Annotated in this window: 14 protein-coding genes; 2 read left to right on the top strand and 12 right to left on the bottom strand. The window is 46.9% G+C overall.

What is annotated here, in order from left to right; all coding sequences use genetic code 11:
- Positions 1 to 122: 122 nt before the first annotated feature.
- From LEPBO_RS0104695 to LEPBO_RS0104650, 9 genes are all read right to left on the bottom strand, one after another.
- Positions 123 to 482 carry a hypothetical protein gene (locus LEPBO_RS0104695; protein ID WP_017286381.1) on the bottom strand — a complete coding sequence of 120 codons (360 nt, stop codon included), beginning with the start codon at positions 480 to 482 and terminating at the stop codon, positions 123 to 125.
- A 46-nt stretch (positions 483 to 528) separates the two neighbouring features.
- Entirely contained in the window at positions 529 to 2565 is a 2037-nt protein-coding gene (locus tag LEPBO_RS0104690; RefSeq protein WP_017286380.1) for an NACHT domain-containing protein, read from the bottom strand.
- Between the two features lie 111 nt (positions 2566 to 2676).
- Positions 2677 to 3471: a tryptophan-rich sensory protein gene (locus LEPBO_RS0104685; RefSeq protein ID WP_017286379.1), complete on the bottom strand. Its 795-nt coding sequence runs from the start codon at positions 3469 to 3471 to the stop codon at positions 2677 to 2679.
- A 47-nt stretch (positions 3472 to 3518) separates the two neighbouring features.
- On the bottom strand, positions 3519 to 3941 hold the full coding sequence (locus LEPBO_RS0104680) for a hypothetical protein (protein WP_017286378.1): 423 nt from the start codon (positions 3939 to 3941) through the stop codon (positions 3519 to 3521).
- 9 nt (positions 3942 to 3950) lie between these two features.
- On the bottom strand, positions 3951 to 4913 hold the full coding sequence (secF, locus tag LEPBO_RS0104675) for a protein translocase subunit SecF (protein ID WP_017286377.1): 963 nt from the start codon (positions 4911 to 4913) through the stop codon (positions 3951 to 3953).
- Positions 4910 to 6334: a protein translocase subunit SecD gene (secD, locus tag LEPBO_RS0104670; protein WP_017286376.1), complete on the bottom strand. Its 1425-nt coding sequence runs from the start codon at positions 6332 to 6334 to the stop codon at positions 4910 to 4912. The genes secF and secD overlap by 4 nt, the downstream gene beginning before the upstream one ends.
- 290 nt (positions 6335 to 6624) lie before the next feature.
- Positions 6625 to 7674: an LPO_1073/Vpar_1526 family protein gene (locus tag LEPBO_RS0104665; RefSeq protein WP_017286375.1), complete on the bottom strand. Its 1050-nt coding sequence runs from the start codon at positions 7672 to 7674 to the stop codon at positions 6625 to 6627.
- 297 nt (positions 7675 to 7971) lie between these two features.
- On the bottom strand, positions 7972 to 8121 hold the full coding sequence (locus LEPBO_RS42805) for a hypothetical protein (RefSeq protein ID WP_017286373.1): 150 nt from the start codon (positions 8119 to 8121) through the stop codon (positions 7972 to 7974).
- A gap of 286 nt (positions 8122 to 8407) precedes the next feature.
- A complete protein-coding gene (locus LEPBO_RS0104650; RefSeq protein WP_017286372.1) occupies positions 8408 to 9391 on the bottom strand; it encodes an alpha-ketoacid dehydrogenase subunit beta in 984 nt (327 codons plus the stop codon).
- Positions 9392 to 9502: 111 nt separating this feature from the next.
- Between LEPBO_RS0104650 and LEPBO_RS0104645 the strand changes: the two genes are divergently transcribed.
- Positions 9503 to 10648 carry an aminotransferase class V-fold PLP-dependent enzyme gene (locus tag LEPBO_RS0104645; RefSeq protein WP_017286371.1) on the top strand — a complete coding sequence of 382 codons (1146 nt, stop codon included), beginning with the start codon at positions 9503 to 9505 and terminating at the stop codon, positions 10646 to 10648.
- A gap of 57 nt (positions 10649 to 10705) precedes the next feature.
- On the opposite strand, the gene LEPBO_RS0104640 is transcribed toward LEPBO_RS0104645, so the two are convergent.
- Both LEPBO_RS0104640 and LEPBO_RS0104635 read right to left on the bottom strand, forming a co-directional pair.
- Positions 10706 to 11089: a DUF4346 domain-containing protein gene (locus LEPBO_RS0104640; RefSeq protein WP_017286370.1), complete on the bottom strand. Its 384-nt coding sequence runs from the start codon at positions 11087 to 11089 to the stop codon at positions 10706 to 10708.
- 30 nt (positions 11090 to 11119) lie between these two features.
- A complete protein-coding gene (locus LEPBO_RS0104635; RefSeq protein WP_017286369.1) occupies positions 11120 to 12310 on the bottom strand; it encodes a GNAT family N-acetyltransferase in 1191 nt (396 codons plus the stop codon).
- Between the two features lie 341 nt (positions 12311 to 12651).
- On the opposite strand from LEPBO_RS0104635, the gene LEPBO_RS0104630 reads away from it, so the two are divergent.
- Positions 12652 to 14688, top strand: coding sequence for a sensor histidine kinase (locus LEPBO_RS0104630; protein WP_017286368.1), 2037 nt, complete (start codon positions 12652 to 12654; stop codon positions 14686 to 14688).
- A 43-nt stretch (positions 14689 to 14731) separates the two neighbouring features.
- On the opposite strand, the gene LEPBO_RS0104625 is transcribed toward LEPBO_RS0104630, so the two are convergent.
- On the bottom strand, positions 14732 to 15712 hold the full coding sequence (locus LEPBO_RS0104625; protein ID WP_017286367.1) for a phosphodiester glycosidase family protein: 981 nt from the start codon (positions 15710 to 15712) through the stop codon (positions 14732 to 14734).
- Positions 15713 to 15861 lie beyond the last annotated feature (149 nt).

Below are 15861 nucleotides of genomic sequence, written 5' to 3'. Positions count from 1 at the left end.
TTCGATCGCAGTCTTTAAAAAAGTGAGCTTTCAGGATTCTGATTGCAAGGTAGATGAAGTCCAATTGTTATCAATAAACGACGTAGATTCATAGCACCAAGGCAGCGGAAACTCGTTCAGACTCAGGAGGCATAAGGCTCTACACAAAATTGTTGATTTAGGGTTGGGACATCAATGTTTCTAAGTTTGGCAAGTTTGATGAGAGCTTCTAGCCGATCGACGTTCTGCTGTTCTAGTCGATCGGCGTAGGTGATGTATTCTTGTTGCTCGGTTTCATTGAGTAGAGCTTGTTCGCTGCGATCGCGTAATTCATTGAGTCGTTGCTGTTCGTGTGGAGGGAGCCGACGTTGAATAATTTCGATGAGTGCTGTTTCATCAGTTGAACTGAGCGATTCGAGCCAGTGAACGACATCATTGAGCCGTTCGGGTGGCAATTGTTGAATCAGTTCGATCGCTCTTTGGCGAATGTCAGTGTGAGTCATGATTGAGTGTCTCACGGGGGTTTTTCATTTTAACGACGATCGCGCTTTACAAGTCAATTTCATCATCGCTGACGGTTAGCATTCGGGATTCGATCGCGTCCCACACCTGCGGCGACACTCGCAAGGCAGCTTCTTTGCAGCGAATCATCAGTTCGTTGGCGTAGAGATAGTTTTCGAGAGATTGTCTCTCTTCCTGGGATAGTTTAAGCAACTTAGGATTAAGGTGGAGAGCGTCATACCAGATGTGTCGAAGTTGACTAATAAAAACTCGACGCTCCTCTAATGAAGCATCGTCGCTTGGAACAGAGTCTTTCATCGCTTCAAGTTGATTGACCAAGACTTGAAAATTGATAGAGGCAAAGACTTTGATGTGGTTAAGGGTGATAGAGTTCTCAATCACTCCATCAAGGGTAAGAGCACCGTCGAGGGTGAAATTTAGAGCGCAGTAGCGATCGAGGGCAAGAACAAGGGCTATACAGCAATTAGGAGTGAGGGAGGAGTCAAGGGCTAGTGCATAGAAAAGTGTAATGACTCTCATAACTGCTGGCTTAAAATCACCTGCTGATCCAGTTGTTACTGCATTTGTCCATCTGATCAGTCCTTTAAGTTTGTCTGTATACAGCAATTCTTGTGTTTTAGCTCTCATAAGGTTTAGAAGCACATCCGCGCTTCTCACTAGACCTGTTACAAGAAAGAAAACCTCACGCCAACGTCTATCCATCAAATGATTCGTTACCAGGGTTTCTAATTGCTGCTCATCCACAATGTATTGAGCGGTGAGATACTCCTGAAAAGTTAGATGTGAGAATGAGAAAGTATCTCTAGCGCGTTCAACTAAAATTCCTTGCTGTACTTGAATTGCATTCAATACCTTTTCTGCATCAAGATGCTTGGGTGCATTCAAATTGCCCACAAGAAAAGCTCGAATCTGATCAGTTAGTTCTCGCTTTGAGAAAAATAGCTGATCTTCGGCAAAGCTTTGATAAGCGATCTCAGATAGTAAAACTTGTTCTAGCTGAAGATTCAAGTCTTGATAGATCGGATCGCGGTGAACTCGTCGTTCTGCTGCCCATTTCTTCAGCCAAACTTCCAATGCTTCACCATACAGCGCTGATCTTCGTTTCGGTAAGCTCTGCGATTCGTCATAAACGGCACAAAGCAAGGTTAAGAGCAAAGGCGTTTGACCAAGTTCTTTGACTGCTTTGTACTCTGAACTATCGAGTAATTGCCAATACTGCTCTGCCACTTTCGGCTCTCGTCGAAACCACTGCTGCACAAAAGTCTGCATCTGCGAATCATTAAAGTTCGCCATCGTCACATCTTTGAATCGCGGGAATCCTCCTTTATAGGCAGCAATTCGACAGGATGCAATGAAATGATTTTTGTCGTACTTATCAACAAATGTTCCAATTTGGCTGATCGCTCGATCGACATAAGCGGTCGGCACTTCATCCAAACCATCCAGCAAAATCAAAAGCTTCCCTGCTTTCAAAAGATTCTGCGTAAACACGTCCGCATTGGGAAAACCACAAGTCTCAAACTCTTCAGCAATCAGCTTTTCAATCTCACTATGTTGATCCCCAAACTGCTTTAACTCGATAAATACCGGAATCAATTCATGTCGATACCTTGCCGTTTCCCACTTCAGCGCTTCCAGTCCAACCTTCCTGAGAAAAGTCGATTTGCCAATTCCCGGACTTCCTAGCACCATCAATCGAGGCTCAAGATTTGCGACCGCAATACCTTCTTGTCGAGTCGTTTTCTCAAAAATAAATCCTCGCCCCGTCTCTAGAAACAATTCTTTCAACGCTTCAGGACTTTCAAACCGACGACTCTCACGAGTATTCAAAACCTGGACATCAGTGTAGATCTCTTCCAAAGTCTGCGAATTATCCATTCGCAGACAATCATATTTCAGCGTACAGTGTCGCTTTTCATACGTTCGGACATACTCTTCGATCGCATGACCCACTTGCTGCTGGATTTTCTTATCAATTTGGTTGCCAGCTTGTTTCCAGCCCGTCTCGATCGCAAGTTTGATCAGATTCGTAATCACTGCCTGCGAGATAGGATCGATCGTCATAAGGTATCAATAGGAGGCTTTCTCTCATTGATACACTGCGATCGCGCTTCTACACGGATGATCTAGAGAAATTACAGAAACTTTCGCGATCGCATCCCAATCAATTAGAACTCATCCCCGCAGCGAGTTTGTCTGCCTCTTCGATATTCTCAACAACAGCAACACTAAAAGCCCGATCGCGCAACCAAGCGCAGTAATCGCGATCGCAGGCTGTGCAGATTGACGCACCGCAACTGCTAAAAATGCCCACACGATTACGCCCGTAAATGCCACATCTCGATATTGGAGAATGATCGCACAAGTAATCGCTGCTGCAATCAATAGCATCAACACTGTCCACACACTCGGCGCAATGCCAAAACCATTCCACTGAGAAGCGTATAAAGCAGAGGCAACATTCACGATCGTTGCCACACTAATCCAGCCTAGATAAATCCGAATTGGAATCTGAGCCAACCATTTATCTTCACGTGAAATCCGAGTATTTTGAAATCTTGACCACCAATATGCAGCAATCAAATTCAACAAAATCCCCAACATGAAGACAACAGACCACCAGAACTGTTGCAGTTGAAATAAATACACCCAAACAATCTGAAAAATCGATGCCCAAATGATCGGAGCGCGTAATTTCAATAACCGGGGATTATGACGCTGAGCCGGAAGCACTTGATAAATGCCAAAGCTGACTAAACCTAGGTAAATCACACCCCAAATCGCAAACGCATAATTCGCTGGCGTGATCAAAACTCCGCCTAAAACCTGATTTGCGATCGCGCCAATATTTAAGCCTCGTAGCGGAAACACATTGGAAAGCGCATTAATCACGATCGCCGCGAGAATTGAGATCAATGTTGCACTCTGAAGCAGCGGTGCAGCGGGAGAATTGCGCTCAGAATTTTGCATATCGCTTTCTAGAATTCACTCATCTAGCGTAGCGGGTTTTCTGCACTTCAACTTCTACTCGATGACTTGGGCTGAATCCACTTCCAGAGCGGATGACTTTCACCCTGTTGCCAAATCTTGAACACCATTCGTTCCAGTCTTTCCTGCTCAGGTTTGGGCAGACCAAACAGAATATTTCGGCTCTGCCAAACCAGAACACTCACCGTTAGCCCAATACACAACCCTAAGCCAAGTGAAGCAAGCAAATTGTTCGCTAACCCATGCCGCAATGCTGCCCAGGTAAAGTAATCTTGCATCAGCGAAATTGGATAGCGTAACCCCCAGAGACTCAGTGCCCCGATCGTCAACCACAGTCCGATGAGGGTCAGCCACCGCCCCAATACTGTCAATTGATGCAAGCGTTGCACAGCGGCTTGAAATTTGGGGTCAAGTTTGGGTGCATTCGGGTCAATGAAATCTGGAGGTGTCATACTTTATCGTTACTCGGCTTCTACTGCTGCCGTTTTCACCGGGGCAAAGGCTCGACCCCGCTTCTCACGCCACAGTGCCAATAGTGTACTCGCGATAAAGATACTTGAATACGCTCCCATAGCAAATCCGATAATCAACGCCAATGCAAAATTCTTCAGCGTTTCGCCTCCGAAGAAAAACAGCGCAAATAACGTCAATAACACCGTCAAAGTTGTGTTGATCGATCGCGTTAAGGTCTGATTGACTGCATCATCGACAATCTCATTGATATGCTGACCTGGGTTAAGTTGAATCGTCTCGCGAATACGATCGTAGATGACAACCGTATCGTTGACCGAGAAACCCACGATCGTCAGTAGCGCCACAACGAACAAGCTATCGACTTCGGTTCTCAAAGGCGTTAACCCCAGAATTGCGAAGGAACCAACGGTGATCAGCACATCGTGGAAAAGCGCGAGAATTGCAAAAATCGCATAGTCCAACTCAAAGCGAATTGTCATGTAGAACGTGATGCCTGCAAAGGAAACAATCAGCGCCAAGAGTGCAGATTGAAAGAGCTGTTTCCCGATCGTCGGACCGACAGTATCAATCTGCGTTTTCGCCGCATCAAATTTGCCAATTTTCGATTGCAGTTCTGCTTGCAGTTTAGTGCGCTGATCCACGCTTAATGTATTCGTCCGAATCAACACTGCTCGCTGATCCTGACCGACAAGTTGAAGGCTCGAGTCGCCTAAATTCTCAGTCTTCAACACTTCACGAATTGCGTCGAGGCTGATGGGCTTATCACAATTTCCAGGCTGACTGCAATCGAGTTCTAGTTGCAGACGCGTTCCACCTTTAAAGTCGAGTCCCGGACGTAAAGGTGTGCCGATTTGAGTTTGGAGCATCAGCATGGCAATGATGCTTGCAAGGATACAGATTGCAGAAATCGCCCACCACAGTCCTCGCTGGCGAATGACATTCAGTTTCATGAAGCGGTCTCCGAGATCGATTGATTAGCTTTGGGAACGTTGGGGCTGTACCATTCAGGCTTGCGTAATCCGGCAAAGGTCAAGGCATACAGCAGGAGGGTGCGGCTACAAGTCACAGCCGTAAACATACTAATGGCGACACCGAGCAGAAGTGTAACTCCGAATCCACGAACTAGCCCAGAACCGAGAAAAATCAGAGCAAGACAAGCGATCGCAGTGGTCACATTACTATCGAGAATGCTGGAAAAGGCGCGGAAGAAGCCGGACTCGACCGATCGATACAGGGTTTTACCAGACTGCAATTCTTCACGAGTCCGTTCAAAGATCAGAATATTCGCATCGACTGCCATCCCAATACTGAGAATAAATCCGGCGATTCCAGGCAAAGTCAGCGTTACACCTAAGAGTTTGAATCCGGCATAGGTGAGGAGCGCATAGATAACGAGCGAGATCGCTGAAATTACGCCAGGGAGCCGATAATAGACAACCATGAAGCCTAATACAAATAGCAATCCACCCAGTCCAGCGTAGATACTGCTCTGAATACTATCGCGTCCCAAGGTTGCACCGACTGTCCGGTTTTCGACGACTTCAACAGGCAGCGGGAGTGAGCCGCCTCGCAACTGTACAGCTAAGTCTGTCGCTTCTTGGGCTGTAAAGTTTCCGGTAATGACTGCACCTCCACCTGTGATGCCAGTCTGTGCGAATTCTGCACCGACGCTAGGAAAGCTAATTAAGCCGTTGTCTAAGAAAATTCCGAGAGAGCGACCTGTTCCTGCCAAGCTTTTGGTGAGTTGGGCAAATTTATCGCCGCCTTCTTGATCAAATCTCAGTGCGACACTGAAAGCACTTGAACCGGGGGCAGATTCGGGCTGAGCATTCTGTAAGTTTCTACCACCTAATGCAGGTGAGTCGAATAAAGCGGCGATCGCGTCATTGCTACGTTTGAGAGCGGCTTGATTTTCGGCGATCGCTTTTTCGTCGTTCGATTTTCGCAGTTCTTTCTGTTTGGCGAGCAATTCTCGGCGAATTTGATATTCGATCGGGAGTTGCTGTTCTGTTCCAGGTTTCTGCGCCCGAAAATCGAGTTGAGCGGTTCCGCCGAGCACTCGTTCTGCCTGTTCGGGATCGCTAACTCCCGGCAACTGGACAAGAATCTGATTTTCGCCTGCTGTTTGTACGAGCGGCTCTGATACGCCGAGTCCATTAATCCGCCCTTCGATGACGCGCTGGACATCTCCAAGCTGTTCGGATGTAATGTTTTTGATCTCTGCGGTGGGTTTGACCTGAATCGTAATTTGCGAACCGCCGCGTAAGTCCAATCCTAATAGTGTTGGAAAGTGCCGCTCATCCACAATGATGTAAATGGAGGCAAGCACCATCACCAAAATGAGTATTAATAATCCTCGTTGCCGTCCCATAGCAAATCCCGTTATGACAAAGGTTATGATAGCGCTTTCTATGCAGGACGTTGCATTGGATACGGTTCGAGTAATAAAAATAGCCTTACGAAGCCGCTAAAAAGATTTGCTTTGGGGTAGGGTTAGATTGATGTAGAGGATTGCGCGAATTCTCTCAGGTTGAGTTGGGTGGGACAGAGAGCAAGAAGCTAGTATCATCGACTGCATTGCCCTATGGCTTATCTTTCGGATCAGCAGGAGCTTTGCATCCCACCCAAGAGGATCTAGGCAATTCGCTTGGGTGGGATGCATTAGTTTATCCAAGCAGATAAATTTGTGAACTCACCTGTCAAGCGCTTGATATTTGCATGACCAATCGCGATCCCCACACTAGTAAGTTTGAAGTTCTTCATCGTAGACTCCGACCATGTTTCAAAAAGGTTAGACATGTAGGATTTAATTTCGATGCACTTGTCTTTAATCTCCGAATCGTTCATTTTTCCGAGGTCAAACAGAGCATGAATTTGGACACGCTCCTCAGCCGAAATTGCACATTCTTCCAAAGCCTTGTCTAGCGATTCTTTGTTAATCGCACGAACCTGTAATTTGGATGGGTCATTAAGGCACTGTATGAAGAAACCTTGAGCAATTCCAATAGAGATACTCCTATCTGTAATTTCTTTTTCTTCAAATCCTTTCAGAAATAGTCCCTGATAGGTCTTACCCAAAATCTTTTCAAGGCTGATTTCTCCAAGCCCAATCGCTCCGCTACCGGAAAATTCGAGATGTTGATAACAAGCTATATTTTTAACGAGTTTTGAAGCAAACGGAGCAACATGCGTGTCAAGGTACTCACCAAACATTTGATGATTGCCAACACGAAAATTCTGTGTATACCTAAACAGAAATACTACAGCCAAAGCGGCAAGTTGGTTCTCGGTTAACTTGGGTGCTGTGATAAGAGATTCATTAAGAACAATCTGTAAAATGTCGCGCTGCTCTTGCTTGCTTCTATCGACCAAAAGATCAACCAGAAGATCTCCAAGCTCTTTGTCACCATTTCTGGCGTATTCCTTCTGAACTGTAAAAAGTGCGTACTGGAAATCGGGATCGTTCGATTTCTTAAACCCATTTGAATTTTCTTGTTGTAGTTTCGATAGAAATGCTTCAGTAATTTCTTCGGCTCTGGCTCTAGCTATTTCTTTGGCAACTCCCGCAAGTTCATAGAAATTTGCTTTAAAGACATCAAGTGCAACGTTTCTAACTTCAGTGTAAGTTAACCCCGTAATTGTGACATCACCGCCTGCTTGGATTGCAGTACTCCCTTGGGCGACGTTTTGTTCCTGATCTTTATTTAGCATGCTCGTCGCTATTGCTATTTCCGATACTTACATCTCCACCTGCCTGAATACCCATAGAGGAATTTGAGACAGACTGATGCTGTCGTGCAAGCCGTTTACTGCGTTTCTCAACAACTACCGCTGATACTAGAGTTGATATTGAGCCTACCAACGCGAGTGCTGGCTCGAAGCCCGGATCTGAGACAAGCCAAGCAATTGAACCCACCAAGGTAATAATAGCCAAGAACTTTATTATTTGGGTCATATGCTTTCCTCTTAATACATAACAACTTTATTAGCGTTCTTTTACCTTGCAGTCTAAGATCCCAAATCGGGCATTGAACCGCATTCCTGGTGGATAAGATCCCAAATCGGAGCATTATTCAGCAATTTTGCAATCCAAAATTTCACCTTTAGAAATAGCCCGTATCTTTGCTGCATTATTTCACTGCGCAGAATCTTATCCATCGTCTTTGACAAATTAAGATCCGGAATCCGAATCTTAATCTGTCAAGTCAGGCACATGGTAGACTCCGCAACCTTATTCTGAAAGCAGATTTAAAGCTATTTTTAGGATCAGAATCCGCCCGATCGAGAAGCTGGATATCGTATAGTTCATTTGTATAATAATTCAGACCTAGATCCGGCGCTACATCTTAATCTCATTAACGAGTTCTATTACAACTTAATCGACATCAGTTAATAAGCTGAAGGGTCAATCGATCGCTTTTCTTCGATCGATTGACCCTTCTCGCTACACCTTGAGCGGAACCATATTCCGAACTGCTTCCACAATCTGCGGCGGTTGCACGATCGTTAATGCTTCTAGAGTTCCGTTATAAGGAGTCGGAATATCTTGTGAAGACATCCGCAACACCGGAGCATCTAACTCATCAAAAAAGAGATCGTTAATCGAAGCCGTCAACTCTGCTCCAATTCCGCCCGTTCTCATACATTCTTCAACGATGATCACACGATGAGTTTTCCGAATCGATTCACCGATCGTTTCAAAGTCTAACGGCTTCAGTGAAAGCAAATCGATCACTTCTGCGTCATAGCCTTCTTTTTCTAGCGTTTTCATCGCTTGCATCACGTGGTGACGCATCCGCGAATAGGTCAGAATCGTCACATCTTTACCTTTGCGAACGATTTCTGCCTTATCGAGCGGCAAGTAGTACTCTTCGTTGGGCAAATCTTCTTTCAAGTTGTACAGAAGAACATGCTCAAAGAAGAGAACAGGATTATCGTCACGAATGGCAGATTTGAGTAACCCTTTCGCGTTATAAGGCGTTGAGCAGGTCACAATTTTCAAACCTGGAACCGCTTGGAAATACGCTTCTAATCGCTGAGAGTGTTCTGCTCCGAGCCGACTTCCTACTCCACCGGGACCGCGAATCACAACCGGAATTTTGAAATTCCCGCCAGACGTGTAGCGCAACATGCCCGCATTATTTGAAATCTGGTTAAACGCCAGCAGCAAAAAGCCCATATTCATCCCTTCAATAATGGGACGCAATCCAGTCATTGCTGCACCAATCGCCATACCCGTGAAGCTGTTTTCGGCGATCGGGGTATCTAACAATCGCAAATCGCCGTACTTCTTATGCAAATCTTTGGTGACTTTATAGGAGCCGCCATAATGCCCGACATCTTCTCCCATCACCAATACTGTCGGGTCTTTTGCCATTTCTTCGTCGATCGCTTCCCGAAGGGCGTTAAAGAAGATTGTCTCTGCCATTGCGTTTAAGGTGTAATGTGCTGCAAATACTTATCTTAGAGGAGCAAGCGCAATCCGCAAAGAGTCACGAATATTTCATCGTAGGATGAAGAGAGTGCTTAGAGTTGCGTTATGTCTTTACAACAGCATCGGGCTGAATTTCCATATCTCGCTGGGAAAGCGTATTTTAATTACGGCGGACAAGGAACGATGCCGCGATCGGCAATTGCAGCCCTCCAAGATGCAAATATTCGCTTTCAGGAATTGGGTCCTTTTTCCAGTGCAGCGAATTCCTGGATTGTGCAAGAAGGAAATTTGACGCGAGCAGCGATCGCGAAAGAACTCGGCACAACTGCAGACACGATTACTCTCACCGAAGATGTCTCGGTTGGCTGCAATATTGCCCTGTGGGGAATCGATTGGCAAGCAGGCGATCACATTCTGCTCACCGATTGCGAACATCAAGGAATCGTGGCAGCCGTTCAAGAACTTCAGAGACGATTTGATTTAGAGGTTTCGGTTTGTCCCCTATTAGAGACTTTGAATTCGGGTGATCCAAGCGCGATCGTCGAACAGTTTCTCCAACCCAATACTCGTCTCTTCGTGGTTAGCCACATTCTCTGGAACACGGGGCAAGTTTTACCACTTCAAGAAATGGTGGAAATTTGTCATGCGCGATCAGTACAAGTTCTCGTCGATGCCGCTCAGTCTGTAGGCGTTTTACCCCTAAATCTCACTGAATTAAACGCAGACTTCTACGCCTTCACTGGTCATAAATGGTGGTGTGGAGCGGCGGGAGTTGGTGCTTTGTACGTTCGCCCTGAAGCAAGAGAAACCTTACATCCAACCTTTATTGGCTGGCGCAGTGTGATCACCGATGCCAAAGGAACTCCCGAGTGCTTTCAATCCGATGGTCGCGCTTTTGAGATTGCCACTTCTGCGATTCCGCTGTATCCAGCTTTGAGAGAGGCGATCGCGTTTCATCAGCCCTTTGCCGAAACAAGATATTCAATGATTTGCGATCGCAGTGCGTACCTCTGGCAACGATTGAAAGCATTGCCGAATGTGAAATGCCTCAAAACCTCGGCTCCTGCTTCTGGACTCGTCTCGTTTCAGTTAGAGAATGGCAAGCATCCGCAACTGGTTCAATATTTAGAGGCGCGAAATTTCTTTCTGCGGGTGATTCTGAATCCGAATTGTGTTCGGGCATGTGTACATTACTTCACCACCGAAGAAGAAATCGATGCGTTAGCCCATGCGATCGAGGAATTTCTATAGGTTGCAAACCTCGGCTCCCCTTCACCAACCTCAGCACCAGCGGAGCCGAACCCGATTCTAATCTTGCACGTATTCTTGATCGCCAAACAAACAGGATTCTGCCCGGACAAATTCCCGACCCAAATACGCTGCATGATCCAATCGAGTAATACAGCAAGTTTCAGGCTTCTCAAACACTTCAATACACAACTCTTTCGCCGTCCGACCCCGAAAAACTGCGCTCGGCTGTCGCTTCAACCCGCCGCTACAAGGTAACGGTTCACCCGTTTCTGGGTCGCAGGCTAACCCTTTTTCGTTAATCGTATTCGTGTAAAAATCGGCGCAAATGACCCCGCCGGATCGATCGAGATAAATCAAAAAATAGCCGCTCGGATCGAGTTCAATAAACCGATTCGAGAGCTTGTCATCCAAAGCAGTGGGATTAAAAACCGCTTGAGTCATGAGAGTCCAACCCGTGTCAGCTTATCCATTCTAAATTTTGAAGTCGATTGTTTGTTGCTTAAACGGCAATTCTTGATTAATCGCGTCAATTTCTTGTTGTTCGAGATCATTAATCTGCTCGATATGCGATCGCAAAATCTGCGACAGCCGACTGTTATAGAACCGATGCAGCGAATGATTTGGCATTGCCGGAAAGCCTCGCCGCTTCTTATGCCGCCCGCCCGCACCCGGATCAAATAGTTGAATGCCATTTTGAATGCCCCACTCGATCGGCGCGTAATAGCAAGCATCAAAATGTAAGCAATCAATTTCCTGAGTACAACCCCAGTAACGACCATATAAGCGATCGCCCTTCGTCAGACAAAACGACATGCCGATCGGATGCTCATCCCCTTCTGCATAAGCCGCAAAAAACACAACGCGATGACGGTAGCTCGTATAAAGCTGCTCAAAGAATTTCTTGGTTAAATACTTACTCCCCCACCAGCCAAACTTGTCACAAGTATCACTGTAGAAGTTGTACATCAGCGAAAACATTGACTTTGGGATATCATCCCCAGTCAGAATCTTGAAAGATAAGCCCGCATTTGTCACGGCTTTCCGCTCACGCTTAATATTGCGGCGTTGATTCGCATTAAATGCGCCTAGATAGTCATCAAACGATTGATAGTTCTGATTCGACCAAATAAAACTGTGATGCAGCCAAGAACTAAACCCGTGACGTTCCATCACCACACGCCAATCGGGATCAACATAGAGAAAATTACAGCCAGAGATCCGATTTCGCGAACAGAAATGATCGATCGCGCTGACCATCAGGTCGGTAATCTCGTCCTCATCTTCTCCCGGTGCAATCAAAAATCGATACCCCTCAGCCGGGGTAAACGGTGACATTCCTAAGAGTTTTGGATAATACTGAATCCCTAAGCGATCGGCTAAATCCGCCCATTGGTGATCAAAAACAAACTCACCATAACTGTGACCTTTGATATACAGCGGCGCGGCAGCAATTAACTCATGGTCTCGCCAAACCGTTAAATGATTCGGTAACCAGCCAGAGCGAGCCGTTGTACTGCCCGATGTCTCCAGAGTATGCAACCAGTCCCATTCGAGAAACGGCGTTTTCAGCGGCATTGCCAGAGCATCCCAGGCGAGCTGCGGAACTTCAGAAATCTTATTGATCCAAGCGATCGAGGTTCGGGGCTGGAATTGTTCAACCATATCCACAGTTCAGTAGCTTCATACAGGGTAATAGAATTTGCTCAAATCTGGCATATCAGTCCGCAGCATATCCCCCGCCTGGGTACTGCCATTTTGAAGAAATTCGCGCAAAACTGGTTAGAACGCTCTATCGCCGTTAAAGTAAAAATATGATTTTTGGTGCGAATTCGCTCAAGATCGTACATATAGCGGATGAATCATCTCGAACTATGCCGATAAGATCGTTCACTACTCGTTTCGGCAAAATTCTGCCTTGCCTCCGCTCATCGCTCTAGAAACTTGTCATCGCTCTTCTGCTCTGCCGCTTTCCTGTCTTCGTCCCCTATCCAGTCCTAGGGCTTATGGCAAAGTCACGTCAATCTTCGTTTCGTCGCATCCTGCTATGGCGTTTGTTACTCCTTAGTATTCCGGTGCTATTGACAGGCGAAGTTGTTGCGTATAAGAAAGCAAAATCAGGACTCCTTCAAACAGCGCGGTCTACCCTCACAGCTAGCGCTGTCCGCAAAGCAGAAGAACTACAAACTTCGATCGCCACTTTACGATCGAATCTCGCTTTAGCAACCACGTCTGCCACACTTCAACTCGATTCTCCTCAAGCAACCTATGACTTTCTCGAGCAGTTGCAGCGCAATTCCCCACTCTCGCTGCAATGTATCCAACTGCTGAACTTGAAAACTCAAACTGTTCAGTCCAGTACATGTGGCAATCAACCGATCGTGCAGTTTCCGCGAGATCCCTGGCAAAATAGAGAGACTCCTGCCAATGTGGTCAATTCCAACAATATTGAGGTATCGCCTGGACAGCCTGCTAAAGTTGGCACAGAAGTTTCGGTTGATCATCAATTGAGCTTAGTCATGAGCGCGCCCGTGGTTCTCAAATCTGGAGAGCGTTATGCCTTGAGCGTGCAGGCATCGCTTTACTCAAAACCAGAGCCAGCAGTGAATGCAATTTCATCGGGCTATACCGTTGTCATTGATGATACGGGCGTAATTCTGGCGCATCCGATTCCTGAACGGATCGGGCGGAATATTCGCCAAGAAGCAAACTCTCAGCAGCTACAACGAGTGTTTGAACAGGCAATGGCGAGCAGTACCGTGGGAGCACGCGCCTCAAATGAACGCGAATCGCTTGCACCTGTCCTGTTTGAAGAGAACGGTGCAGAGTGGCTAGCCGGGAGCAGTGCGATTCAGGTGTCGCTGAAGAATGGAGAGACTTCGACGTGGGTTGTGCTCGCGGCAACTTCGGTTGACAGTGCGCTGTTTGGCTTAGGGGATATCAAGCAGGTTTTGATTATCCTCACCTTGGGTTTGTTAACTGCAATTTTATTAGCAACCCTCTATCTCACACGCGATTTGGCTCGTCCGATCGAGAAATTGAGCGAATACGCACTGAAAATCCGCCAGCGTTTTGATGGTGAGCGCGCCCCCAAGAATTTCAAGGTTCGAGAACTCAATTATCTCGCTGAAGCACTCGACAATATGGTGGAGCGTTTAGAAGAACGAGCCAGTGAGCTAGAAGCAGCGTGGCAAGAAGCGCAAGCAGCGAACCAAGTCAAAAGCGAGTTTTTGGCAACGACCTCTCACGAATTGCGAACTCCTTTGAATGCCATTATTGGCTGTGTCCGCTTGGTGCGCGATGGCTGTTGTGACGATCGTGAAGAAGAATTAGAGTTTCTTCAGCAAGCAGATGATGCGGCAATTCATTTGCTGAAAATCATCAATGATTTATTAGACATTGCCAAAATCGAAGCGGGCAAAGCAGAGCTGAGTCTGCAACCTGTGAACATTCGAGAAATGTGTGAGCAATGTCTGAAAATGGTGCAGCCGAGCGCCGAGATGAAGCGGCTGAAATTGGAAATGAAACTGGGCGATGATCTCGATCGTGTTCCCCTCGATGAACGGCGGGTTCGTCAGATGGTGATTAATCTGCTCTCGAATGCCGTGAAGTTTACGCCCGAGGGAGGCTCAGTGTCACTGATTGCCCGGATTGGGTATGGCTATCAACTGGTTCAAGATGTTCGCCCCGATCGCAGTCCGATTAATCAAGAGACCGCTTATCTTTGTCTAGAAGTCGAAGATTCCGGCATTGGCATTCCCAAAGATCGCTGGCATTTATTGTTTAGACCCTTTCAGCAGATTGATTCTTCCATGACTCGCAAGCATGAAGGGACAGGATTAGGACTAGCGCTGACAAAACGATTAGCAGAAATGCACGGGGGCACGTTGTCGTTCTGGTCGGTTCCAGATAAAGGCAGTACGTTTCGGATTTGGTTGCCGTGGTTAGATCCGTTTGCAGAAATTGAGGAAACGGATGTAGATTTATCGATCGCGCCTTCTCCTGTCAAACAATCTCAGCCGCTCAGCATTCAGAACAGCTAAGCACCCCGAATTCAATTCGTCTGACCTGATTGAATTGACAGGGCTACGGGCTAGCTGGATTAAACCTGAGTGCAACCTGATCATCTTGCTGAAAAGTTTGCCACGATCGCTTTAACGCTTCCGGCGCTGGAAATTTTGTGTCGTAAACCGTGATCACATTCGTCAAATCTCGACCCGCCGACTGTAAAACACGATTGCCTGCCGCCAATGCCACCGACGTTCCCCCATCGAGATTCATCGCTTCATGCGCCCCGATCGCTCTCATAATCTCCGCTTCTTTCTGCAAGGTAATCGGCTTGTGGAAAGTTACCAAATACAACCGATTCGCGCTTTTGGGAAAGCCGATCGCCGATCGCGTCGCCACTCCCATAACCGATGGATCACTGAATCCTTCCTGCCGGGGACGAATCGATATTCTGCCTTGCTTCAACAATCGCGGACCCGCCGTCAACGAGAACCAATGCCGCTCCCACTTGGGCTTTCCCTCCGTTCGAGCGGTCACCATTTCGAGCTGATTGCCGCGCTTGAGTCCTAAAGTAGTTCCATAATTTTCCCAAGGACTGTATTTCAGAAAGCGACCAGCGGCAACCATATTGCCCATGACGCGCTTCTGCTCATCCATGCTAAAGAAAGTTCCGCTGGCGGTGATCGCAGCGCGATGCCGCTTCACCAGAGATTCAAACGCTTCATCGCCCCGAGTCGATCGGGCACTATTTGCCCGAATTGCCTCGTTTGCCAGCCCAATATTAATAAAAGTCTGCGGGTCTGTTAGATCGATCGTGACGAGGCGGATCGGCACTCCCGCAATCTTTCTTTCCACAACTGGGACTGGGCGCGCTACCCGAGACCGCTCAATTGGATCAGCAGCTTGAGCGATGCGAACAGGTTGAGGGGTAATGCCAACGCGAGGCAGCAAAATCGCACAGCTCAGCAGTGTACAGGTAGCCGTAACGGAAAAACTACCGGAAACAGACGATAACCAACGAATCATGAAGCGTTTCTTGGGAAAAACTCTGTCAATCATGCCTTGCTCGTGATTTTTTCAAGGACTGATTAAAAATACGTAATAACTCTGAGCAGAGATCTATCCTCAGGCAGAGGTAAAACCCTAACATTCTCACACCTAGCTTCATTCTCCATACAATTGCCGAGATGATCTGGAAAAGCTTCCAA

Source organism: Leptolyngbya boryana PCC 6306 (assembly GCF_000353285.1).
GTDB classification, from domain to species: domain Bacteria; phylum Cyanobacteriota; class Cyanobacteriia; order Leptolyngbyales; family Leptolyngbyaceae; genus Leptolyngbya; species Leptolyngbya boryana.
The sequence above is the reverse complement of the archived record's forward strand: the minus strand, read 5'-3'. Positions and strand labels throughout refer to the sequence as shown.

Coding starts and splice junctions, on each gene's coding strand:
- LEPBO_RS0104695 (WP_017286381.1), bottom strand. CDS start 482: ATGACTCACACTGACATTCGCCAAAGAGCGATCGAACTGATTCAACAA.
- LEPBO_RS0104690 (WP_017286380.1), bottom strand. CDS start 2,565: ATGACGATCGATCCTATCTCGCAGGCAGTGATTACGAATCTGATCAAA.
- LEPBO_RS0104685 (WP_017286379.1), bottom strand. CDS start 3,471: ATGCAAAATTCTGAGCGCAATTCTCCCGCTGCACCGCTGCTTCAGAGT.
- LEPBO_RS0104680 (WP_017286378.1), bottom strand. CDS start 3,941: ATGACACCTCCAGATTTCATTGACCCGAATGCACCCAAACTTGACCCC.
- secF (WP_017286377.1), bottom strand. CDS start 4,913: ATGAAACTGAATGTCATTCGCCAGCGAGGACTGTGGTGGGCGATTTCT.
- secD (WP_017286376.1), bottom strand. CDS start 6,334: ATGGGACGGCAACGAGGATTATTAATACTCATTTTGGTGATGGTGCTT.
- LEPBO_RS0104665 (WP_017286375.1), bottom strand. CDS start 7,674: ATGCTAAATAAAGATCAGGAACAAAACGTCGCCCAAGGGAGTACTGCA.
- LEPBO_RS42805 (WP_017286373.1), bottom strand. CDS start 8,121: ATGGATAAGATTCTGCGCAGTGAAATAATGCAGCAAAGATACGGGCTA.
- LEPBO_RS0104650 (WP_017286372.1), bottom strand. CDS start 9,391: ATGGCAGAGACAATCTTCTTTAACGCCCTTCGGGAAGCGATCGACGAA.
- LEPBO_RS0104645 (WP_017286371.1), top strand. CDS start 9,503: ATGTCTTTACAACAGCATCGGGCTGAATTTCCATATCTCGCTGGGAAA.
- LEPBO_RS0104640 (WP_017286370.1), bottom strand. CDS start 11,089: ATGACTCAAGCGGTTTTTAATCCCACTGCTTTGGATGACAAGCTCTCG.
- LEPBO_RS0104635 (WP_017286369.1), bottom strand. CDS start 12,310: ATGGTTGAACAATTCCAGCCCCGAACCTCGATCGCTTGGATCAATAAG.
- LEPBO_RS0104630 (WP_017286368.1), top strand. CDS start 12,652: ATGGCAAAGTCACGTCAATCTTCGTTTCGTCGCATCCTGCTATGGCGT.
- LEPBO_RS0104625 (WP_017286367.1), bottom strand. CDS start 15,712: ATGATTGACAGAGTTTTTCCCAAGAAACGCTTCATGATTCGTTGGTTA.